This window comes from Collinsella sp. UBA1693 (assembly GCF_002320115.1).
GTDB lineage: Bacteria > Actinomycetota > Coriobacteriia > Coriobacteriales > Coriobacteriaceae > Collinsella > Collinsella tanakaei.
The window spans coordinates 98,785-120,946 of record NZ_DCJT01000006.1 but is presented as its reverse complement, the minus strand read 5'-3'; the positions used below and the strand labels follow the sequence as shown (position 1 = coordinate 120,946).

At 62.9% G+C, this 22,162-nt stretch carries 15 protein-coding genes and 1 pseudogene; 1 reads left to right on the top strand and 15 read right to left on the bottom strand.

Annotation, left to right across the window (positions count from 1 at the left end; all coding sequences use genetic code 11):
* Nucleotides 1-64 precede the first annotated feature (64 nt).
* Entirely contained in the window at nt 65-718 is a 654-nt protein-coding gene (locus B3H65_RS03480) for a helix-turn-helix transcriptional regulator (RefSeq protein ID WP_286684141.1), read from the top strand.
* Between the two features lie 178 nt (nt 719-896).
* Here B3H65_RS03480 and B3H65_RS03475 read toward each other — a convergent pair whose 3' ends face one another.
* The 15 genes and pseudogenes from B3H65_RS03475 to ssnA form a co-directional block, all read right to left on the bottom strand.
* Nucleotides 897-1,898 (bottom strand): BMP family protein, encoded by a 1,002-nt coding sequence (locus B3H65_RS03475; protein WP_286684140.1) that lies wholly within the window; start codon nt 1,896-1,898, stop codon nt 897-899.
* Between the two features lie 13 nt (nt 1,899-1,911).
* Nucleotides 1,912-2,847 carry an ABC transporter permease gene (locus B3H65_RS03470; protein WP_286684139.1) on the bottom strand — a complete coding sequence of 312 codons (936 nt, stop codon included), beginning with the start codon at nt 2,845-2,847 and terminating at the stop codon, nt 1,912-1,914.
* A gap of 3 nt (nt 2,848-2,850) precedes the next feature.
* Complete coding sequence (locus B3H65_RS03465) at nt 2,851-3,942, bottom strand: ABC transporter permease (protein WP_286684138.1); 1,092 nt, start codon at nt 3,940-3,942, stop codon at nt 2,851-2,853.
* Complete coding sequence (locus tag B3H65_RS03460; protein WP_286684137.1) at nt 3,935-5,464, bottom strand: ABC transporter ATP-binding protein; 1,530 nt, start codon at nt 5,462-5,464, stop codon at nt 3,935-3,937. Before B3H65_RS03460 ends, B3H65_RS03465 begins: the two co-directional genes overlap by 8 nt.
* Before the next feature lie 259 nt (nt 5,465-5,723).
* Complete coding sequence (locus B3H65_RS03455) at nt 5,724-7,124, bottom strand: ATP-binding cassette domain-containing protein (protein WP_286684136.1); 1,401 nt, start codon at nt 7,122-7,124, stop codon at nt 5,724-5,726.
* A 5-nt stretch (nt 7,125-7,129) separates the two neighbouring features.
* Entirely contained in the window at nt 7,130-8,167 is a 1,038-nt protein-coding gene (locus tag B3H65_RS03450) for an ABC transporter substrate-binding protein (protein ID WP_286684135.1), read from the bottom strand.
* 3 nt (nt 8,168-8,170) lie between these two features.
* On the bottom strand, nt 8,171-9,928 hold the full coding sequence (locus B3H65_RS03445; RefSeq protein WP_286684134.1) for a [FeFe] hydrogenase, group A: 1,758 nt from the start codon (nt 9,926-9,928) through the stop codon (nt 8,171-8,173).
* Entirely contained in the window at nt 9,922-11,751 is a 1,830-nt protein-coding gene (locus tag B3H65_RS03440; protein WP_286684133.1) for an NAD(P)-binding protein, read from the bottom strand. Before B3H65_RS03440 ends, B3H65_RS03445 begins: the two co-directional genes overlap by 7 nt.
* 264 nt (nt 11,752-12,015) lie before the next feature.
* On the bottom strand, nt 12,016-12,768 hold the full coding sequence (locus B3H65_RS03435; RefSeq protein ID WP_286684132.1) for an acyl-CoA dehydratase activase: 753 nt from the start codon (nt 12,766-12,768) through the stop codon (nt 12,016-12,018).
* Nucleotides 12,769-12,929: 161 nt separating this feature from the next.
* Nucleotides 12,930-13,865 (bottom strand): annotated as a pseudogene (locus B3H65_RS03430) (double-cubane-cluster-containing anaerobic reductase); the annotation flags it as partial.
* A 12-nt stretch (nt 13,866-13,877) separates the two neighbouring features.
* On the bottom strand, nt 13,878-14,240 hold the full coding sequence (locus tag B3H65_RS03425) for a hypothetical protein (RefSeq protein ID WP_286684131.1): 363 nt from the start codon (nt 14,238-14,240) through the stop codon (nt 13,878-13,880).
* 112 nt (nt 14,241-14,352) lie between these two features.
* On the bottom strand, nt 14,353-17,121 hold the full coding sequence (xdh, locus tag B3H65_RS03420; RefSeq protein ID WP_286684130.1) for a selenium-dependent xanthine dehydrogenase: 2,769 nt from the start codon (nt 17,119-17,121) through the stop codon (nt 14,353-14,355).
* 16 nt (nt 17,122-17,137) lie between these two features.
* Entirely contained in the window at nt 17,138-17,617 is a 480-nt protein-coding gene (locus B3H65_RS03415) for a 4Fe-4S binding protein (protein ID WP_286684129.1), read from the bottom strand.
* Nucleotides 17,618-17,620: 3 nt separating this feature from the next.
* On the bottom strand, nt 17,621-20,614 hold the full coding sequence (ygfK, locus tag B3H65_RS03410; RefSeq protein ID WP_286684128.1) for a putative selenate reductase subunit YgfK: 2,994 nt from the start codon (nt 20,612-20,614) through the stop codon (nt 17,621-17,623).
* Between the two features lie 85 nt (nt 20,615-20,699).
* On the bottom strand, nt 20,700-22,043 hold the full coding sequence (gene ssnA / locus B3H65_RS03405; protein WP_286684127.1) for a putative aminohydrolase SsnA: 1,344 nt from the start codon (nt 22,041-22,043) through the stop codon (nt 20,700-20,702).
* Nucleotides 22,044-22,162 lie beyond the last annotated feature (119 nt).

The following is a 22,162-nucleotide window of genomic DNA, read 5'->3' as shown; positions in this document are numbered from 1 at the left end:
ATCGCCTTAATAATGTGTCAACATATACCTTACAAAATGTTTGTTAGGAGTACTGAGGAGTGCCATGACCGACAACCAGATCGAGTTCTATAAAAGGCTCGCACACGGACTCGCCCTGCAATTTGGACCCAATTGCGAGGTAGTGGTGCACGACTTGGAGACCAGCGACCTGGACCGCTCCATCGTTGCGATCGAAAACGGCCACGTAAGCGGGCGCAAGCTTGGAGACGGGCCCAGCCACGTGGTGCTCGAGGCGCTGCAGGGGAACAAGAAGATGGAGGATCGCCAGCCCTACCTCACCAAGAGCTCGGACGGCAAGATCTTGAAATCCAGCACCATCTTCATCCGCAACGACGACGGAGACGCCGTAGGGGTCCTGGCGATCAACTTCGACATCACCCTTATGAAGGGGTTCGAAAGCATGCTGTGGACCTTCATCGGAGAGGAGAAGTCCAAGCACCTGGACCCCGAACCCATCACCCGTAACGTCGGCGACCTGCTAGATGACCTGTTCCGCGAATGCGAGCACGTGGTGGGCAAGCCCGCCGCCCTTATGACGAAGGACGAGCGCATCCGCGCCATCGGCTACCTCGATCGCCGCGGCGCCTTCCTCATCTCCAAATCCAGCGAGAAGGCATGCGAGTTCTTCGGCGTTTCCAAGTACAGCTTCTACAGCTACCTCAATGAAGCCAAGGCCCTGGCGGAGACTGCCCAGTAGCGCCCCGAGCTCCCCGCCCTTGCCGCGCCATCTGCGCGCGAACAGAAAAGCCGTCCCGGTCGACAGCATGACCGGGACGGCTTTCTTATCTAAAAACACCACCTGTCCGAGGGGACGCGCGCCAGTCGCCATAACCCCGGCGAGCACAGAGAGGGAGCTGCCCGCCAGGGCTTGCGCGCTAGAACGACCCTTCTCGAATCTGGTCGATGATCTGTAGATACTCTTCCTGGATATCCTCGGGGACGATGCTCGAGAAGGTTCCCACCGACACGCCTCCGTTGGAGAGGTCGCCCAGAACCGTCTTGTTGCCGTACTCCCCCGCCTCGTAATCGCGCATGCACTGGACGATAAGAACGACGTTGTCGGTGACCACGCTGTTGGGGACCAGCGGGTCATCGGGTCCGCCGAGGTCGTTGGGCTGGCCGATGTTATAGGTTCCCGGAAACCCCGCCTGGGCTTCGCGAGCGCCGGCATCGACGACCGAGGCGTCGCCGAACATGACGTCGACGGCGTTTGACGAGCACATCGACGTGGCGATCTCCTTACCCTTCGCGGCGTCGTTGAATGAGCCGGCATAGGCGGTGGTCACCTGGATATCGGGATTGATCTTCTGCGCCGCCTGCGTGTAGCCCTCGAGCTTCTGCAAGGTGGTATCGATCTCGATGCCGCCGATGAAGCCGATGCTGTTGGTCTTGGTCAGCAGGCCAGCCAGCGCGCCGGCGCACTGGCCGATCTGGACGGCGTCGGGCATCGCGGCCTGGATGCCCGCGTTGACCTCGGTTCCGTTGAGAACCAGGAACTTGGCGTCGGGATTGTCCTTGGAGACCTGCAGGACGCTGCTCTGGTATTCGTTACCGGGAAGGTAGACCAGGTCGTAGCCCATGTCGATGTAGGCCTGCATGGTCGCGCCGTAGTCGGCGGTGGCGACGTTCTCGGAATAGGCGGTCTCCCAACCGCACTCCTCCGCCGCTAAAACCATCGCCTCATAGCAGCTGGAACCCCAGCCGCCATCGTTGATGGGCGCGTTGAACACCATCGCGATGCGGTACTTGCCGCCCTCATTCTCCAGATAGCGGTCGCAACCGGAAAGGCCCAGCACCGATGCCCCGGCGAGGGCGGCGACGCCGGCGAGGAATCCCCTGCGGCTCATGGCGCGTGCGGTGCAAAGGGTATTTGTCATTTCGAACACGCTCCTAACGCTGCTCGCGGTAATAAGGCTGGCCGTTGGCCTTGGGGCCCAGCTGCTTGGCACCGAACCACAGCAGCGCGACCACGGTCACGATGTACGGAATCATCTGGAAGAACTGGTAGGGCACGCCGGGCGCCTGGACCTGCAGGGTGATCTGCAGAGCGTCGCAGAAGCCAAAGAGCAGGCAGGCTCCGAGCGCACCCTGGGGCAGCCAGCGCCCGAAGATGACCGCGGACAGGGCGATGAAGCCGCGACCCGCGACGATGCCCTCGGCATACGTGGAGGTGTAGCAAAGGGTGAGGAAGCCGCCTCCCAATCCGGCGAGCGCGCCGCAGATGATGCAGGCGATGTACTTGGTGCGGATGACGTCGATGCCCATGCTCTCGGCAGCGCGCGGGTTCTCGCCCACCGCGCGCCAGTTGAGGCCCGCCTGGAACCGGGAGAAGAACAGCCAGCATAGGGGCACCAGCAGGTAGCCAAGATAGCCCAGGGCGGTCTGGCGGAAGAAGGCGTCGCCCAGAACGGGGATGTCGCACAGCAGCGGAATGGGGATCACCGACATGGCGGCGCCCTTTACCAGCGCGGTGGAGTTAGCGAAGGCGATCTTGTAGATGAAGGTCGCGAGCGCGGGGGCGAGGATGTTGACCGCCATGCCGTAGACGATCTGATCGCCCATGAGGCCGATGGTGCAAACCGCGTACACCAAGTTGACCACCACGCCGGCAAGCGCCGCAGCGGCGACGCCCAGCCAGGGGTTGCCGGTGAAATAGCCCACCAAGAAACCAACGAGGGCCCCTATCGCCATAAGGCCGTCGAGGCCGATGTTGACCATGCCGGCGCGCTCGGAGAAGAGCTCGCCCAGCGTGACGAACACCAACGGGGTAGCCATGCGCACCGTGGTCACGATGATGGCTGGGAGCAGGAGCACAATCGCGTCCATGTTCTACACCTCGGCTTTCTGAAGCTTTTGGCCCGCCTTCGCATCGCTCCCGGTCGATGCGCCCATGCTATCGAGGTACTGCTTGAACGCCGGGAGCTTGAGCAGCGCCGTTCCGGCGACCGCGAAGATGATGATGAGGGCCTGGATGATGTCCACGATTGCCGTGGGCACGTTGACGGCGATCTGCAGCGAGATGGAGCCCGCGCGGAGGATGCCGAAGAAGATGGCGACCAGCAGGGATCCCAAGGGGTTCAGTTGCGCGATCAGGGCGATGGCGACGCCGTCGAAACCAAAGCCCGCGCCGAATCCGGACATGAGACGAATCTGGTTACCGAGAAGCTCGACGGAACCGCCCAGGCCCGCGACGGCTCCGGAGATGAGGAAAGCCAGGAGCATGAGTCGCTTGACAGGGAATCCGTTGACGCGCGACGCCTCCGCGTTCATGCCGACGGCGCGGATCTTGAACCCGAAGGACGTGTGGAACATGACGTAATACAGCGCCACGGCGCACACGATGGCGATGATAACGCCGGGGTGCATGCGAAACGCATCGGAGATGCGGCCCAGCTGGACGCTGTCGGCGACCGCGGGCGTCTGGGGAGTGGTGCCGTCGCGCAGGGCGTTGGTGAAGACGAATCCCATGAAGAGTGTGGCGATGTAGTTGAGCATGATCGAGGTAATCATCTCGTTGAGCCCGCGCGCGATCTTCATGATGCCCGGAAGCGCCGCCCAAAAAGCCCCTGCCAAAATGCCGACCGTCAACCCGCCCAACATGCCGACGGGCCCCTCGAGCCCGGTGAGGACGCAGAATGCAGAGGTGGCGACTGCGCCCATGATGAACTGGCCCTCTCCGCCCAGGTTGAACACGCCGCACTTATACGCGAAGGAGGCTGCGAGGCTGGTGAAGATGAGCGGGCACGCCGTCACCAGGGACTGCGCTATCTTCTGCGGGCTGCCAAGCGATCCATAGAACAGCATCGCGTAGCCGCGAACGGGATCTCGTCCCAGCGCCGCTATGACCACGCCGCCCGCGATAAGCGCGAGCGCCACGGCGATCACCGGCATGAGCACGGTTAGAACCCTGCGCTTATTCATCGTTGTCCCCCTTTCCCGCCATTGCCAGCGAGATGCGCTCGATAGGCGCGTTCTTACCCGGATAGACGCCCATGACGCGACCCTCGAACATGACCGCGATGCGGTCGGACATCTTGAGAACCTCGTCGAAATCCGCGGAGATCATGAGGATCGCGCAACCTGCCTCTCGCGCGGCGATCATGGACTCGTGCACGAAGCTGGTGGCCCCGATATCCAATCCGCGGGTTGGATGCACCGCCACCAACACCTTGGGATCGGCACCCAGCTCGCGGGCGACGATGACCTTTTGCTGGTTGCCGCCCGACAGGTCGCCCACGCGCTGGCGAATGGAGGTGCACCTGATATCGTTGGACTCGCGCTGCTCCACCGCGAAGCGCTCGATCTCATCAAGGCGCAGGCAGGCACCGCCGCACGCCGCAAAGCGCTCGTCGTCCGTAGACTTGAGCACCAGGTTCTCAGCGATGCTCATGTCGCCGATGAGACCCATCTTGTTCCTATCCTCCGGGATATCTGAGACGCCCGCTATTATGAACGACAACGGATCGAAATGCTCGACCTTCTTACCGAGGAGCTCGACCGTTCCGCCGTCCGGAGCCATCAGTCCGCAGGCGACCTGGGCGAGCTGCGCCTGGCCGTTGCCGCCGACGCCCGCGATTCCCAGGATCTCGCCCGCACGGACCTCCAACGACACGTCCTTCAGGCCGCCGCGCTTCACGTTCGCCTCGACGTCGACATGGTCGAAGCGAAGGGCGACAGGCGCGCCCGCGGCAGCGGCATCCACCTTGGCATAGGAGCCCTCGTGGAAGTCGCGGCCGATCATGAGGCTCGCGAGCTCCGCCTCGGTTACCTGGCGGCACTCGACGGTCTTAACAGAGCGCCCGGCGCGCAAAACGGTGATCTTGTCGCTAACGCGCATGACCTCTCGCATCTTATGGGAGATGAAGATAACGGACTTGTTCTCCGACGTGAGGGACTCGATGATCTGGAACAGGCCCTCGACCTCCAGATCGGTCAGCACCGCCGTGGGTTCGTCGAGAATCAGCAGGTCGGCACCGCGATACAGGACCTTGAGGATCTCCACGCGCTGCCTGGCGCCGATCGAAAGGTCCGACACGGGAACCGTTAGGTCAACGTCCAGGCCGTACCGCTCGATCAGCTCTCTCACCTTCGCCAAAGCATCCGCGCGCTGGATTACGGGCGACCCGCCCCGCTCGCCCAGGATGATGTTCTCGAGCGCGGTCATGGCATCGACCAGCATAAAATGTTGGTGGACCATGCCAATACCGAGATCTACGGCGTCTTTGGGAGAGGCGATGCGGACATGCTTCCCGCGCACGTAGATTTCTCCTTGAGTTGGTTTGTACAGCCCCATGAGAACGTTCATGAGCGTAGACTTGCCCGCTCCGTTCTCGCCCAGCAGGGTGTGCACCTCCCCCTCTTGGATTGAAAGCGAGACATCTTGGTTCGCCCAAAACGAGCCGAAGCGTTTTGAAATCCCCTCGATGCGCAGAAGCTCAGCCATGCGACCACGCCCCCTTCGGTGCAGTAAGATGAGAAAATATTCTTACTGTTGCCTTTATTTGCAAACAAAATGTTATTATATATTTGCTTTAATAAAGTCTTATCAGGGCTTTTGTCGGTAGACGGACAGAATATTAGTATGGATGGCTAATAGTTTGATAATTTTCTATTGGTCTTGAAGTTCGATACCACTTACCGAATTGCAGAAAAGAAGGTGGCGTCGGCCTCTTGGAGCCGATCTTCTCGATACTGCGGCGCACTTAAGCCGGCTTGCCGAGCCTGTAGACCTTAGCATCGAGTAGCTCCACATCGGCGCAATCGTGCGTGGCGACGATGAGCGCGCGATCGCCCGCGCTCTCTTTCACCCAAGCGGCGACAAGATGATGCGTCGCCTCGTCCAAGCCCGCGAAAGGCTCGTCGAGTAGGATGGCATCGCCCGGGGCGACCATCGCCCTCAGCAGTTCAACCCGACGGCGCTGGCCGCCGGAAAGCTTGTTGACCGGCGCGTCGAGGTCGATGTCGGGAACCAGGTGGAGCAGCAAGCTGGACACCCCATCCGCATCATATCTATCTGCCGCGAACAGCAAGACGTTCTCCACCGAGGTAGCCGACTCGATGAGTCGAGCATCCTGGAATTGGACGGATAGCCGACCATGGACCCCAACCGAACCCGACGAAGGTTCGATCAGCCCCGCCGCCATGCGCAGGCATGTTGTCTTTCCCGCGCCCGAGGGGGCCATGAGGCAGACGCGCGCGCCGGGATCGAGCGACAGGCTGATTGGCGAGACGCCCCCATACGGAGTCAGGGCGTTATCGATCGCCACGACCGGAAGCGACCCGCACGTTCTTCGATCCGTCCGCGCACCCGGCCCCTTTGAACGGAGCGCCAGACCGATCGATACGGCGATGCTCCCGTCGAGCAGAGCCAAAACTAGCCGCTCGAACAGCACAGCGAGGCAGACCACGGCGACGGTCCACGCAAATACGTCCGCGGTCTCCAGCAGCAGCTTGGCCTGGAAGATCCTCTCCCCCATGCTCCCCGCGGGCGAGCCGATGAGCTCCGCGGCGACGCCGGCCTTCCAGGACATGCCGACGACGCCCGCGCTCGCGGCGCGCACGAACGGGCAGACCTGCTGCCAGCTAAAGGCGAGCATACGGCGCGCACCCGCAACCCGATGCACGTCGAACAGCTCGCGCATCCCCTGATCCATATGGTCGAAGCCCGTGAGCACTGGGAAATACAGCCCGGGCAGCGCCATGAGGACAACTGCCGCGAAACCGACCCACGACGCCCCGAACCACAGCAGGAGAAGGACGATGATGCAGACGATGGGCGCCGCCTTGACCGCATGCAGGGGCACTTGGATGAACTGCCTCACGGTCTCACAGCGGCTCGATACCGCTGCGAGGGGCAGGGCGAGGGCGTACGCGAGGACGATTCCGAGTGCGATCTGGAAGGATGAGCGCGCCACGGCAAGCCAGAACCTCGGCTCGGACGCCGCCGCGACAAGGGCCGCAACGACCTCGAGCGGCCCAGGCAACAGGATGGGAGAGTTATACAGCCAGGAGGCGAGCTGCCATACCAACAGCCAAAAAACGACGGCCACCGAAGCGGCGACCGTCGTCTTATCCCTGCGGTGAAACTTGCGGGATCCATTCATGGGGCTTATCCCTCGACGTCCATGAGGTAGAAATCGTCTGCGGGAAGGCCTCCGCCAACCGATGCGGGGTCGGCGGCGTGAAGCACCGTGAGGTAGCCCGAGAGGGCGGCCTTCATATCGTCGCCGGTCAGGCAAACGATGTTGCACCCGGGGATCGCGCGCTCAGCGACGGGGGCGCTGTCCACGATGCCGGCATCGACCACCGCCTGAGCCCACGCAGCGGGATCGGAGGTAACGGCCTTCGCACTCTCGGCATGGCAGGCCAAGAACTCCTTCACCGCGTCGGGATGCTCGTCGGCGAACTCGCGACGAACCACGGTGACGCCCGTGACAAGCTGGGATCCGGAATCGCCGGCAATCTCATCCCAAACCTGGGTCAGTCCGATGACGGCGGAAAGCTGCTCGTTCTTAGCGCATGCAGCGGTCACGAACGGCTCGGGCAGAACACCCACCGCCATGGGATCGGCGGCGAGGACGGCAACGACCTCGGGCGCCTCGCTCTTGTACTCCAGCGTCACCGAATCGGCGATACCGGCAGCGGAGAGCAGGTGATTCATGACGTATTCGGGCGTCGTGCCCTTGCCCGTCAAGTAGACCGTCCTGCCAGCAAGGTCGGAGAAGCTGGCAACGGACCGATCACCCGTGACGACGCTCAGCACGCCAAGCGTGTTGATGTCGACGACGGCGACTCCGCCCTCGGTCTTCTTATACAGAACGCTCGCCATGTTCGCCGGGACCAGGGCGATATCGAAGTCGCCCTTAACGATGTTGGGGACGATCTCGTCCGCGGTGCCGACGATCGAGAATTTATAGTCGTTCTCGACCTCGCCCGCCTTGGCCTCATCCATGAAGGCAACCATGCCCATGGAGGTGGGGCCCTTCATCGAGGCCACGCGGACCTCGACGGGCTGAGCCTTCTGCTCGGGCTCGGGTTGAGCGTCGTTCTGCCCGCCTGCACCGGCGCAGCCCGCGAGGACGAAGGCGAGCGCGAGCAGGAGCGACGCAGAGAATACGAGGCGAACGGCCTTCTTGAACTGATTCATACGCTACGCTTCTTTCTCGTTGGGCATCTTCCAGCCAAAGTGATCGGTGTGCAGCAACCTCTCCGCGAGCGGAGACAGCGGCTTCTCCAGGAAGTCGCGATAGCACGCAAGGACATCCGGATTCTCATGCGAGAAACGCAGGTCGGCAGAAGCGTCCAGACCCCACAGCACGTCGCCGCGGAGACCGGCGAGCTCCTCGCCGTCGTGGATGGGTTGGCCGCCACCGCCCACGCAGCCGCCCGGGCAGGCCATGACCTCGACGAAGTCGTAGGCGACCTCGCCGCTCTCAAGGGCCGCAAGCAGCTTGTTGGCGTTCTCGAGACCACTGACTACCGCAAGGCGAACCTTGGTGCCCTGGATATCGGCAACGGCTTCCTTCCATCCATCGAGACCGCGAACGTCGTGGAAGAAATCAGGATCGGGGTTCTCGCCCGTAACCAAGTAGTAGGCGGAGCGAACTGCCGCCTCCATGACGCCGCCGGTGGCGCCGAAAATAACACCGGCGCCCGTACCGAAGCCGAGCGGGGTATCGAGCGGCTCGGGCTCGACCTTGCGGGGGTCGATATGGGAGGCGCGGATCATGCGGACGAGTTCGCGAACGGTAAGCGAGATGTCAACATCGGGATCGACGCCGTTGGCATCCTTCATCGTGGGCAGGGCGACCTCGGTCTTCTTAGCCACACAGGGCATGGCGGACGCGCAGAAGATATCCTTCGCGTCGGCGCCGATCTGCTTTGCGAAGTAGGTCTTGACGATAGCCCCGAACATCTGCTGCGGGGATTTGGAAGTCGAGACGCAGTCGAGGAACTGGGGCCAATGGGCCTTCACATGGCGCACCCAACCCGGACAGCAAGACGTGAACATGGGATATCCCTTGGGATGGCCATGGCCGGCAGCGGCCTCACCAAGGCGCTCGAGAAGCTCGGAGCCCTCCTCCATGATGGTGAGATCGGCGCTGAAATCGGTGTCGAACACGTAGTCGAAACCCACGCGACGCATGCAGGCTGCCAGGCGTTCGACCGTGGCCTCCTCATGGGTGAGGCCGAGCTGCTCGCCCCAAGCGGCGCGAACAGAGGGAGCGATCTGGAGAACGGTGACCTTGTTGGGATCCGCGAAGGCATCGAAGGCGCGTTCGGTATCGTCGCGCTCACGCAGGGCGCCCGTCGGACAATGCGTGATGCACTGACCGCATGCGACGCAATCGGTCTGGGAAATGGGCACGCGGCCCTTGGTGCCGACCGCGGTATGAGATGCGCGATTGGTGAGATCCCAGATGCCGATGCCCTGGACCTTATCGCAGATCTGAATGCACCGCATGCACTTGATGCACTTGTCGTTGTCGCGGATAAGAGGGAACTCGGTGTCCCAGTCCTCACCCGGCAACTCCTTCTTGTACGGCATGCTGTAGATGCCCAGGTCGTTCGCAACGGTCTGCAGCGAGCAGTTGCCGGAACGAACGCAGCTCGTGCACTCCGAGCTGTGCTGGGATAGCAGCAGCTGCACGTTGGTGCGACGTGCCTCGCGAACGTGCGGGCTATTGGTGTAGACCACCATGCCGTCGAGCGCCTCGTTGTTGCAAGAGGCGACGAGCTGCTCGCAGCCCTCGACCTCGACGACGCAGACGCGGCAGCCGCCGATCTCGTTGAGATCCTTGAGGTAGCACAGAGTAGGGATATCGATACCCGCGGCACGAGCGGCCTCAAGAATAGTGGTACCGGCAGGCACCTCGACGGCACGGCCGTCAATCGTAAGTTTTACCATTGGAACGTCCTCCCTCCGCGAAATGCGCCAAAGCCGAAGTGATCGCAGCGCAGGCAGCGCGAGGCTTCCTGCTGCGCCTCTTCCTCAGTAAGGCCGAGCTCGACCAGATCCCAACCTTGAGTGCGCTCGGAAGCGGGGCACTCCTTGAGCTCGCAGCGGCCACAGGCGCGCTTGCCCTTGAACTGCACGGGCGGAAGCTCGACGTCGAGTTTGATCTGGTGGTCGTAACCCAGCGCGCGGTCGATATTGGCCGCAGCGACCTTGCCGGCGTTGATGGCGCGGATGACCGTCGCCGGACCGGACTGGCAGTCGCCGCCGCAGTACAGGCCGTCGAAACCGGGAACGGAGCCGTCCTCAGCGGTAACGATACGGCCGCGGTTGACCTCTATGCCCAGAGCCTCAAACGGAGCAGACTCGATATCCTGGCCGATTGCGACGAAGATACGGTCGGCCTGAACCAGGCGCTCGGGGGCCGCTGCAGCGCGGGGAGCGGGGCGACCGCCGCGAGGAGCGCCGATGATTTGAGGCTGGACGACGACGCCGGCCGCCTTACCCTCGGAGTCGACATCTATGCGCACGGGAGCATGGAGCTCCATGATCTCGCAGCCTTCCGCCTCGGCGCCGGCAATCTCGGCATCTTGGGCGGTCATATCGCAAACGCGGCGGCGATAGATGACGGTAACGGCCTCGGCACCAAGGCGGACGCTGGACCGGGCCACGTCCATGGCGACGTTGCCGCCGCCAATAACCACGACGCGCTGCCCGGTCAGGTCGGGGGCCTCGCCGTCACCGACGGCGCGAAGCAGCTGGACCGCGGACTCGACGCCGGCGGCGTCTTCGCCCGGAAGACCGAGCTTCTTGTCGGTATGGGCGCCGATGGCCAGGTAGACCGAATCGTACTCGGATCGCAGACGCTCGAGCTCGACGGCGTCGACGCTGTGTTCAAGCTCGACGTCGATGCCGCAGGCAAGGATCCAGTCGATTTCCTCCTGCAGTCGGTCGATGGGCAAGCGATAGCTCGGGATGCCGTAGCGCAGCATGCCACCAAGGCTCTTGCGCTGCTCGAAGATGGTCACCTTATGACCCATGACGGACAGGTAATACGCTGCAGAGAGTCCGGCGGGGCCGCCGCCGATGACGGCCACGCGCTTGCCGGTGGCATCTGCGATGGCAGGGCGGTAATCCTCTTCCATATGCTCGGTGGCGTAGCGCTTGAGAGCAAGGATGTTCATAGGGTCGTCTACCATGCCACGGCGACAGTACATCTCACAGGGATGCTCGCACACCAGACCGCACACGATGGGGAGTGGGTTATCCTTGCGAATGACCTTGACAGCGTCGGTGTAGCGGCCAGCCTCGACGAGGCTGATATACGCCGGGATGTCCACGTGAGCGGGGCAACCGGATACGCAAGGCACCTGCTCCGCGCGATCGAAGCCGCATGCACCGTGCTTGATGTGGTGCTCGAAGTCATCCCTGAAACCTTGGATGGCGGTAAGCGCCATGCCACCCGCCTCGTAGCCGATGGCGCAGTCGCTGGACCGGTAGATCGACTCTGCCGTACGCTCTATCAAGTTCAGCGTGTGCTCGTCCGCGCGGTTGTTCAAAACGTCATCGAGCAGATTAGCAAGAGCCTTTAGGCCAACGCGGCAAGGAGTGCATTTACCGCAGCTCTGCGTGGCGCAAAGGTTGACGAGAGCCGCCGTGAATTCCACGGGGCAGGGAGCGAGGGAGCTGACGGCGAGTCGTCTGCCCAGCGCATCATGAAGGTCATCCATGACCCGCTGAGCATGGTCACGCTCCATGACATGCAATCGTGCCATATGGTTCCCCTTTCTTAGGTCGGGCGCCTGTTTCGTATGGCGCACGTTGCCATCGCGCCCGGTACCTCGTGAGCGCGATGCGTAATATTGTTCCATACTTTTTGTTATTTGCCCTAATTTTTTGTTAGGCGGTATTGTATCAGGGGCAAACGGGAACCATGCACCCCATTGGATACTCAATTGTTAACAAATCGTTGCTTAAACGGCGCCCGAAACGCAATGTCGGCATCGGCCCCAAACGCCTCGGCCCCAGGCGACCCCACCCTATTGAAGCGCCGCCCCTATAGCGCCCGCGAAACGAGCGTTGGAACACGTTGAGACCGATGAGTCCAGATGCTCGGAGAGGCGCTCGACAACGTAGTCGTTCTCGCAGAGTCCGCCCGTAAGGAAATATGGCGATCCCGGCGCTTGGCGCACCAGCGAGACGACGCGCGACACAACGGACTCGATGATCCCCGCCGCGATATTCTCGCGGGGCTCGCCTCTACCCACAAGGCCGATGACCTCCGACTCGGCGAACACCGTGCACATACTCGAGATCTTAACCGGCTCGCCCCGGCGCGCCAGCTGCGAGAGCTCCCCCTGCGATACACCCAGGCGATCCGCCATGACCTCTAGGAAGCGGCCCGTGCCGGCGGCGCACTTGTCATTCATCACGAACTTGGTAACCTTACCGCCGCGCAACCTGATCACCTTGGTATCCTGTCCGCCTATATCCACCACCACGCCATCCGGCCCAAAGAGAAAAGCTGCTCCGGCGCCATGGCAGGTGATCTCCGTGACGACCTTATCGGCGAAAGGGACCGCGACGCGGCCGTAGCCGGTTGCGACGCAACGGGTCCCCTCGTCCAGCGGATCGAATCCCGCATGCTCCAGATCGGCTCGAAGACGGCTCGCCGCATCCACGCTCGAGTAGCCCGTAGGTATAACAAGCCTATGGACGAGCAATCCCTCTCCATCCATAACCGCGGCTTTGGCGGCGGTCGACCCTATATCGATTCCTATGCGGTAACCCATGATTCCCCATCATCCCTACGGTTTGAGCGCGATGCGAAATGCAAAGGTCCCCCGGATACCCGATGACCGCCCGAACCCAAGGGCATGGAGTACCGGCACGCATGCGTGCCTTCGAGTTCGGGCGATGATCGGAAATCCAGGGGACCCCTTGCCAAGAAAGGCTAGATCATCTCGAGGAACGCCTCGATGCGGGTGGTAAGCTGGCCCGCGTCCTCGTTGGCGTAGTCCGTGGTGATATGCATGCACGGGATGCCCGCCTCCTCGGCCGCCTTCTCGACGGCGAAAGACTCCATCTCGTAGCACGTGCAGAACTGCAGCGAGCAATCGATGATGCCGTCGGCATGCAGCTCGCGAGCCATGTCGACGATATCGGCCATGCGGCCGTCATTGGGAGTGAAGATGGCGCAGTTGATGCCGAAGTAGCGCTCGGCGATGGCGTCGAGCATCTCGTCCACGGTCTGCCCGTCCTCGCGGACCAGATCCTTGTAGTAGCGAGATCCCGTACAGGTCTCTTCGCCCACGACCACGCCGCCGGCCTTCTCGATGATGTTGAAGAGCTTCCAGTTGGGCACGGCCATGGGGGTGCCGGTGTAAAGGATTCGCTTGGCGCCCTTGGGTGCCACGCCCTCGCCGGCGACGACGCGTGCCTCGCATTCCTCTGCCATCGCGTTGATGGCGCCGGTGAGACGGGGAGCATCGTCCATGAAGGCGGCCTGGACGGTCAGCAGCGAATCAAGGCCGGAGATGGGCACGGGATCGGCGGCGCGGGTGGCGGACAGGCGCTGAAGGGCGCGGCGCTCCTCGTTCGCCACATGGATGGCATCGCGCAGCGACTCGGCCGTGATCTTTCGGCCGCACTCATCCTCGATCTTGGCCGCAAGCTTCTTGACCGCCGCCTTCCACATCTCAAGCGTCTCGTCGGTATGGACGTTGGGAATGTCAACCACGTACATGTTCTTCTGCGTGGAGAAGAACTCATACGCCTTCTTCTTGCCGTCGCAGGTGTTCTCGCCAACCACCAAATCGCTCGCCTCGATGTAGGAGCAGACCTCGCCAAGCTTGAAGCCGGCAAAGCTCTTGATGAGCGGACAGGTGTTGCGCGGAAGGTGCTACTCAACCTTGTCGGTCGCCCAGTCGGCGCCGGAGCACAGGCCGACGGGGATGCCGCCCGCGGCAAGGACGATCTCCTCGGGCACGTACAGGCAGAACGAACCGATAATCTTGGTCGCCTCGCCCGCCTCCTTTTTATCGAGCATCTCCTTGATGCGACCGGAATGGATGTTCGAGGCAACGAAGTCCAGATAGGAAGTGGACGAGGGGCGGTTCTCCTGAGACAGGAACATCTCGCCGTACATCTGGCCCACGGCTCCCAGCAACATGTCATGGTCCGCAAGGTTCATTCCCAGGCCATCCCACATCGCGTGGTAATCGGGCTCCTGGGGAGACGCCACCTGGCTCTCGTTCTCTGACATTGTCGTTCTCTTTTTCCATGTTCCCTTGATCGGACGCAATGTCCCCGGCACCGCGGTAGCAAGCGCGGCTTCATTGGCCCATGCGAGCCGGGGGCACGCCGCCCGCGTTTGACTATTTCCTGCTGTACGGTGTGTTTTTAAGCGGCAGGTCGAACTCGGGCTTGCCCGTGAACGCGCGATAGGCGTTGCGGACCGCCGGGGCGGTGGGGATGGTCGCGATCTCGCCGATTCCCTTGCCACCGTAGGCGACGGGGAGCAGCTCGTCTTTCTCCACGTAGATGGCATGGATGTTTGGGATATCCGTCGAGCGGAGCAGCCCCAAGGTGCCGAACTTCACGTCGGGCACGCAATCCTTTGTGGGCAGATCCTCCGTGAGCGCGTAGCCCATGCCCATGAGCACGCCGCCCTCGATCTGACCCTGGATCGCGATGGGGTTGACCACCTTGCCCGAATCATGCGCGGCGTAGACCTCTGACACGCGCCCTTCCTCGTCCAAAACCACCACATGCGTGGCGAAGCCGTAGCACACGTGGCTCTTGGGATGAGGCACGTCTGCACCCAGCTTATCCGTGGGCTCGAAGTAGACGTAGCCGAACTCGCACCCCTCAAGCGCGGCGAGAGCCGACGCGGGGTCTGCCGGATAAACACCCTGGCCGACGCGCAACGCAGCCCCGGCCCCCTCATACGGCGTTCCGTCGTCGTACTCGATCTTCACTCCGTCGCCGTGGGCGGAAACGCGACAGGCGGGCGCGGGCTTACCGGCCTCTATGTCGAGCATGGCGTCGCGAAGCAGGAAGGCGGCGCCACGGACCGCCTCGCCGGTGATGACGGTCTGGCGCGAACCGGACGTGGTGCCGGAGTCGGGAGCCGCTTCGGTGGAGCACTCGCCGTTGACGATGCAGCGCTTGGGCAGCCCGCACGCCTCGGCGACGTCTTGCAGGAAGACCGTATTGCAGCCCTGGCCGATGTCGGACGTGGCGGCGTACACCACGGCCCGGCCGCCCTCGACGCGGATGTTGCAACGGCCCTTGTCGGGCAGGCCGACGCCGACGCCGGCATTCTTCATAGCGCAGGCGATGCCCACCCGGCCGGGATTGGCCTCGAACGCCGGACGAACCGCCTCGAGCGTCTCCTTAAGGGCGGTGGAGCAATCGGCGATCTGGCCGTTGGGCAGCTCCGCCCCGGGCTCGATGGCGTTGCGGTAGCGGATCTCCCACGGCGAGATGCCAACCTTCTCGGCAAGCTCGTCAATCATGGACTCGAGCGCGAACTCGGACTGGCAGACGCCGAAACCACGGAAGGCGCCGGCAGGCGGGTTGTTGGTGTAATAGCCGATACCCAAGATATCGGTGTTCTGATACTTGTAAGGGCCCACTGAATGGGTGCAGGCGCGCTCCAGGACGGGACCGCACAGCGATGCGTAGGCTCCGGTGTCGAAGCTGATCTCGCATTCCATGCCGGTGAAGATACCCTCTTCGTCGCACGCGAGGATGAAGTAGCCATCCATGGCGTGGCGCTTGGGATGGAAGTTGATGGACTCTTGGCGGGTGAGCTTGGCCTTGACGGGGCGGTTGAAATGAAGCGCCGCGAGCGCGGCCAGATGCTGAACGGACACGTCCTCTTTGCCGCCAAAGCCGCCGCCCACGAGCATGGTCTCGACCACCACGCGCTCGGGGGTCTCGTCCCAACCGAGCATGTGGGCAATCTCCTTGCGGGAGTCATAAGCGCCTTGATCGGTCGATTGCACCTTGACGCCGTCTTTGTAGGGATACGCGACGGCGCACTCGGGCTCGAGGAACGCATGCTCGGTCGCGGGCGTGGAGAAATGCCCCTTCACCACATACGGCGAGGTCGCGATCGCCTCGGCAGCATCTCCGCGAACCACATGGCGGCGCTGGCAGATGTTGTCCTTCAAGGTGACCTCGTTGCCAAAGGCGATATAGGTTTCCGGATGGACCAGCGGGGCACCCGGATGGGCGGCTTCTGCCATATCGCGCACGGGCTCGAGCACCTCGTACTCAACCTTGATGAGCTTCTTGGCCTTCTCGAGCGTCGCCTCGTCTTCGGCGACCACAAGCGCCAGAGCATCGCCCACGCAGCGGGTGATGTCGCCCTCGGCGATGAGGACGTCCCAGTCGTACATGAGGTGACCAACCTTGTTGACGGGAACGTCGCAAGCGCGAAGCACGCCCAGAACCCCCGGAAGGGCCTCTGCCTTAGCGGTATCGATGGAGAGTACTCGCGCACGCGGGTATTTGGAACGAACTGCGCTGGCATAGGCCATGCCGGCGTGGTCGCACTCATCGATATCGTCCGGATACTTGCCATACCCTAAAACCTTGGCGCGAACGTCGGTACGGAAGGCGCGCTTGCCCACACCGTAGTCATCGCCGCGCTCGAGGTCCTCATCAATAGCGGCGTCGCCGCGCAGCACGGCAGCCGCCAGCGAGATGCCCTCGATGATCTTCTTATAGCCGGTGCAGCGGCACACGTTGCCGCGGATGGCGAACTTGATATCGTCCTCCGTGGGATTAGGGTTATGGGCGATGAGGGCAGAGCCCGCCATCACCATGCCGGGGATGCAAAAACCGCACTGCACGGCTCCCACGGCGCCGAAGGCATAGACAAACGCCTCTTGGACCTCATGGGGCAGACCCTCGACGGTGACGATATCGCGCCCCGCGGCGAGTTTGGTGGTCAGCACGCACGCCTTGGTCGCCACCCCGTCGACGTGGATAGTACAGGTTCCGCACGCGCCCTCCGAGCAGCCATCCTTGGCGGAGTGGATATGCAGGTCGTCGCGCAGGTAGCGCAGAAGCGGCTTGCTCTCGCTCGTGGTGCGCTCTACACCGTTGACGGTAAAGGTATATTCAGCAGCCATGTCTTTATTTCCTCCCCTACTCGCTCGCCATAATGCCGAGAGCGTCATGGATAACGCCGCGGGGGCAGCTGACGGCGCACATGCCGCAGCAGATGCACAGCTTGGGATCGATCTTGGCCACGCCGTCCACCACCTTGATGGCGCCGGCGGGGCACTTCTTCTCGCACATGCCGCACGCGATGCAGCTAGTGGTGCAAATCTTGCGCGCGACGGGGCCCTTGTCGGTATTTGAGCAGCGCACGGTTATGGTTTGCCCAACGGGAATCATCTGGATGATGTCGCGCGGGCATGCGCTGGCGCACAGGCCGCAGCCCGTGCACTTGGAACGGTCGACAACGGCGACGCCGTCCACCATGGAGACGGCACCGCGCGGACAAGCTGCCACGCAGGCTTCGCAGCCAACGCAGCGACGGTCGCATGGCGCGGCGGCGCCGGCGGCTTCGCAACCGCCGGCGCACGCGACATGCGCGACAAGGGTGGTACGCGCACGCTTCATACATTACCTCGCAAGCAGATAGGAATAATCATCGCGAACCGCCACGATGGTGCGGCGCACGGTCTCGGGAACGCCGCAGGAAGCGTCGTCCACGTCCACAACATGGGTCTCGCCGGACAGGCGAACGGAGAACTTGCCGTCCTCGAGCAGCAGGAAGCCGTCGTTCTCGCTGTCGAGCATGTCGTCGCCGCTCCAGAACAGGGTCAGCTTGTCCTTGTAGGGACGACCGTTCTCATAGGGGCAGAACACGGCGCAGTTGCCGCACTCGTTGCACATGCCGTCGACGTGAACAACCTGATGCTTGTCCAGGCCGGGCACCTCGATGGCGACGTTGGCACGGTTGGGGCAGACATCGCAGCAGACCTCGCAGACCGCCGCGCAGCCCAGGCAGCGGGTGCCACCGCAGGAGCCGCTGCAGACATTACCCTTCTTGGCGATGCTGGCGGCAACATCGAGCTGCTCGTTCTCGTCCACACGGGCGTTAAAGTCCACGCCTGCGATCGCGCGCGCGACCTCGGCGGCATCGGCGATGGCCTCGACGACGGTCGCGGGACCACGGCGGCAATCGCCAGCGGCCCACAGGCCATCGACACCGGTTGCGATGCCGGCGGGACGGCAGCGGCGGTCGAGCTCGACGCCGGCGCCCTGGTACAGGGAGGCGTCGATGCGCTCGCCGACGGCGCAGATGACGGTGGAGGCGGGAACCTCGACGACCTCGCCGGTAGCCTCGGGGGCGCGGCGGCCGGAGGCATCGGGCTCGCCGAGCTTCATGACGTCGCAGGTAAGGACGCCGTTGTCAACGGACTTGGGAGCGCGCAGCTCGAGGAACTCGACGCCATCGGCCAGCGCGAACTCCAGCTCCTCCTCGTCTGCGGGCATCTGGGCCTTGGTACGACGATAGACCAGTCGAACGTTCTTCACGCCGGCGATGCGCTTAGCGGCGCGCGCAGCATCCATAGCGGTGTTGCCTGCGCCGATGACGACGACGTCAGCACCAAGGCTCAGGGTGTCGGGAGCTTTCTTGGCTGCTTCGAGGAACTCCAGGACGTCCATCTCGTTGCCCTCTCCCAAGCCGGCGGTACCGGGCATCCAGGCGCCGGTAGCGACGACGATGTCGGTGAAGCCCTGTGCGCGCAGTTCCTCGATGGAGTTGACGCGGGTGTTCACATGGACGTCGACGCCGTAGGCGCGGCAGAGAGCCACGTCGTTATCGATATCGCCAGACGGAATACGGAACTCGGGGATGACATGGCGAACGATGCCGCCGAGGTTGTCTTTGGCCTCGAAGATCGTGGTGGGAACGCCAGCTCGGGTCAGGAAGAACGCGGTGGCGAGGCCGGCTGGGCCGCCGCCGATGACTGCGACCCTCTTGGAATCGGAGGCGGCGATGGGCTGAGCCTTCAACTGCGGAAGCACCGCTGCGAACGCCTCGTGGGCCGCCTTGAGCTTGGAGTCGCGGATCTGGGCGCCCTCGGGCTCGTAGAACGCGCGCTCGCAGACGCGACCGCAGGGATGCGGGCAGATGGTGCCGGTGATGTGCGGAAGGGCGTTGCGCTCGATAATGATCTTGAAGGCGTCCTCGAAACGACCCTCCTCGACGGCGGCGAGGTAGGCAGGGATATCCTGGCTGATGGGGCAGCCGGTACGGCAGGGAGCCGTAAAGCAATCCATCAGGGGCACGTCGCCGGGAACCTTGCGGTCGGGGCTCTTGCGCAGCGGGTTACGGTAGAGTTTGCTTGCCAGGGCGTCTGCCTGAATCTTCTCGACCGCGTCGAGCGAGACGCCGGCAAACGGCTTGCCGTCAAGGTCGTCGAACTCGTTCGCGATTTGAGACATGCGCTCATATCCACCGGGTTTGAGGACATCGGTCGCCATGGTGATGGGCCAGATGCCCGCATCGTACAGGGAGCGGATGTTATGGATGGTCGCACCGCCGGAATAGGAGATGCGCAAGTGACCGCCAAACTGCTCGGTCACGCGGCGAGCAACCTCGATGGTCAGCGAGAACAGCGTTCGGCCGGACATATACATCTCGGTGCTGGGGAGCTCCCCGCGGGTCACGTCGACAGGGAAGGTGTTGGTCAGCTTGATGCCGAACTCCAGGCCGCGCTCATCGCAGATGGCCTGCAGGCGCTCGAACATGGGAACGGCGTCGGCCCACTGGAGGTCCTCGAGGAAGTGCTTGTCATCGAACGCGATGTAATCGAATCCCAAATCGTCCATGCGCTTGCGGGCAAACTCGTAACCCAAAAGCGTGGGGTTGCACTTTATGTAGGTGTTGAGGCCCTTCTCGGTGATGAGGTAGCTCGCGATGCGCTCGATCTCCTTGGGCGGGCAGCCATGAAGCGTGGACTCGGTAATGGAGTTGGAGACGCGCGCGGGGATGGAATCGATGAATGCGGCGTCAACGTTCTTGAAGCGGAACAGGTTCTGGTGGGCCCAGGAGATGCACTCCTTCCAGACCTCGGACCCGGACGCGTCCTTCATGCCCTCGATGTAGGCATCGACCTTAGGGGACTTGATGCCCTTGAGGTCGTAGCCGACGGACATGTTGAATACGAAGCCGTCTGCGGAACCCAAACCGTACTCGCGGGCGATAAGATGGCATGCCACCCACGCCTTGACGTACTCGGCATAGGCCTGCGGAACGGTGAGCTCGGTGGACCACTCGCAGTTGTAGCACTCGTCCTGAGCCAAAATGCAGGGTTTGTTCACGCAGGCGGAAAGCTCGGCGCCATCCATGATCTGGACGGTCTTGAGCTCGAAGAAACGCGAGCCCGCAACGTAGGCGGCGACGATGTTCTGGGCAAGCTGGGTGTTGGGGCCGGCAGCTGGGCCAAAGGGGGTCTCGATCTTCTCATCGTAGATGGGAAGGGCGCCGTTCGGATTGGCGGTGACGATCTTGCGAACGCCGAAGATGGAGCCCTTCTGCTCGTGCTCGGACAAGATCCAATCCATTAGGTGGTCAAAACCGATGGGGCGCATGATATCGCTCATGATGATTCTCCTCTTGACGGTCTGGCGGGACGAAGACAGGCGATTCCCCGCCCCGCTCGCGTTGCAAAAGTAATGGTGGAGCCGTTTAGTAGACGCGCTCGTTGAGCGTGCCCCAAAGCCTCTTGGACTGCTCGAGGGTCCACGCGTTGATTCGCTCCTCGTCCAGACCCACGAACTCGCGATCCTTGTAGAGGACGCGGCCGTTGATGATGGTGGTGCGGCAGTTCTTGCCCATCATGCCGAAGAGCATGTGGCCGTCGATGTTCTCGTCCGAGAACGGGGTGAAAGGTTTGTAGTCCATCACGATCACGTCGGCGGCGGCGCCGGGCTTGAGGGCGCCCACCTCGCGCTTGAAGTACTTGCTCGCCATCTGCGCGTTGTTCTTGAACAGCATGGTCATGGCCTCGCCCCAACCCACGTTGGGCATGGCGGCGTTATGGCGCTGGATGATGAGGAACACTTTGAGGCTCTCGAGCATGTCGTGCGTGTAGGCATCGGTGCCCATGCAGACGGGGATGCCGCGACGGAAGAACTCGAGCACCGGAGCGCAGCCCACGGCATTGCCCATGTTGGACTCGGGGTTATTGACCAGCCAGGTGCCGGTCTCTTTGATGATATCCATCTCGGCGGGGGTCACGTGGATGGCATGGCCGAGCATGGTGTCGGGGCCCAGCAGGTTGTGCTGCAGCAGGCGCTCGACCGGGCTGATGCCGCCGCGGTTCTGGCGGGAATCCCAAACGTCGTTCATGCCCTCGCATACATGGATGTGGAAGCCGGTGAGGCCGTTGTTCGCCTCGGCCATCTTATCCATGGTCTCATCCGACAGGGTAAAGGTGGCGTGTCCGCCGAACATGGCGGCGATCATGCCGGAATCCTGCTTGGCTGCCCACTGCGCGAACTCGGCATTCTCGCGGATCGCCTGGTCGCACTTCTCCTGGCCGTCACGATCGGAAACCTCGTAGCACAGGCAGGAGCGGATGCCGACCTCCTCGACCACGTCCTTAATGGCGAAGAGCGACCCCGGAACCTCGGCATAGGAGGCATGATGGTCGAAGATGGTGGTCACGCCGTCGCGGATGGAATCGAGCACGGTGGCGTAAGCGCTGGCGCGCGTGGCATCCAGATCGAGGTTGCGGTCGATCTTCCACCACTGCATCTCAAGGTTGTCGAGGAAGTTCTTGGGGTCGCAGCCCTTGATGGAAAGACCGCGGGCAAGCCCGGAGTAGATATGGGTGTGGGCGTTGACCAGGCCGGGCATGATGACGCCGCCCTGGGCGTCGACGTACTCGGCGTCCGGATACTGGGCCTTCAGGTCCGCCTCGTTTCCCACCGCGAGGATCTTATCGCCATCGATGGCGACCGCTCCGGCCTCGAAGTAGGGGTTGTTCTCGTCGCGGGTGATGACGCGACCGTTTCCGACAAGCAGCATTCGCGTGCTCCTCTCTTTGTCGGAGGCGGGGTTTAACACCTCTTTGCTATCTCCCGGCCCCCGCTTCGCGGGCGTCGGATCAACGCGGCCGGCTTTCCGCCGGGAACGGGCACCTCCCC

What these genes read in the sequence shown, in the direction of transcription:
- xdh (WP_286684130.1), bottom strand. Translation starts at nt 17,121, where the DNA reads ATGGCTGCTGAATATACCTTTACCGTCAACGGTGTAGAGCGCACCACG.
- B3H65_RS03465 (WP_286684138.1), bottom strand. Translation starts at nt 3,942, where the DNA reads ATGAATAAGCGCAGGGTTCTAACCGTGCTCATGCCGGTGATCGCCGTG.
- B3H65_RS03475 (WP_286684140.1), bottom strand. Translation starts at nt 1,898, where the DNA reads ATGACAAATACCCTTTGCACCGCACGCGCCATGAGCCGCAGGGGATTC.
- B3H65_RS03455 (WP_286684136.1), bottom strand. Translation starts at nt 7,124, where the DNA reads ATGAATGGATCCCGCAAGTTTCACCGCAGGGATAAGACGACGGTCGCC.
- B3H65_RS03470 (WP_286684139.1), bottom strand. Translation starts at nt 2,847, where the DNA reads ATGGACGCGATTGTGCTCCTGCTCCCAGCCATCATCGTGACCACGGTG.
- B3H65_RS03450 (WP_286684135.1), bottom strand. Translation starts at nt 8,167, where the DNA reads ATGAATCAGTTCAAGAAGGCCGTTCGCCTCGTATTCTCTGCGTCGCTC.
- ygfK (WP_286684128.1), bottom strand. Translation starts at nt 20,614, where the DNA reads ATGAGCGATATCATGCGCCCCATCGGTTTTGACCACCTAATGGATTGG.
- B3H65_RS03425 (WP_286684131.1), bottom strand. Translation starts at nt 14,240, where the DNA reads ATGTCAGAGAACGAGAGCCAGGTGGCGTCTCCCCAGGAGCCCGATTAC.
- B3H65_RS03435 (WP_286684132.1), bottom strand. Translation starts at nt 12,768, where the DNA reads ATGGGTTACCGCATAGGAATCGATATAGGGTCGACCGCCGCCAAAGCC.
- B3H65_RS03480 (WP_286684141.1), top strand. Translation starts at nt 65, where the DNA reads ATGACCGACAACCAGATCGAGTTCTATAAAAGGCTCGCACACGGACTC.
- B3H65_RS03440 (WP_286684133.1), bottom strand. Translation starts at nt 11,751, where the DNA reads ATGGCACGATTGCATGTCATGGAGCGTGACCATGCTCAGCGGGTCATG.
- ssnA (WP_286684127.1), bottom strand. Translation starts at nt 22,043, where the DNA reads ATGCTGCTTGTCGGAAACGGTCGCGTCATCACCCGCGACGAGAACAAC.
- B3H65_RS03415 (WP_286684129.1), bottom strand. Translation starts at nt 17,617, where the DNA reads ATGAAGCGTGCGCGTACCACCCTTGTCGCGCATGTCGCGTGCGCCGGC.
- B3H65_RS03460 (WP_286684137.1), bottom strand. Translation starts at nt 5,464, where the DNA reads ATGGCTGAGCTTCTGCGCATCGAGGGGATTTCAAAACGCTTCGGCTCG.
- B3H65_RS03445 (WP_286684134.1), bottom strand. Translation starts at nt 9,928, where the DNA reads ATGGTAAAACTTACGATTGACGGCCGTGCCGTCGAGGTGCCTGCCGGT.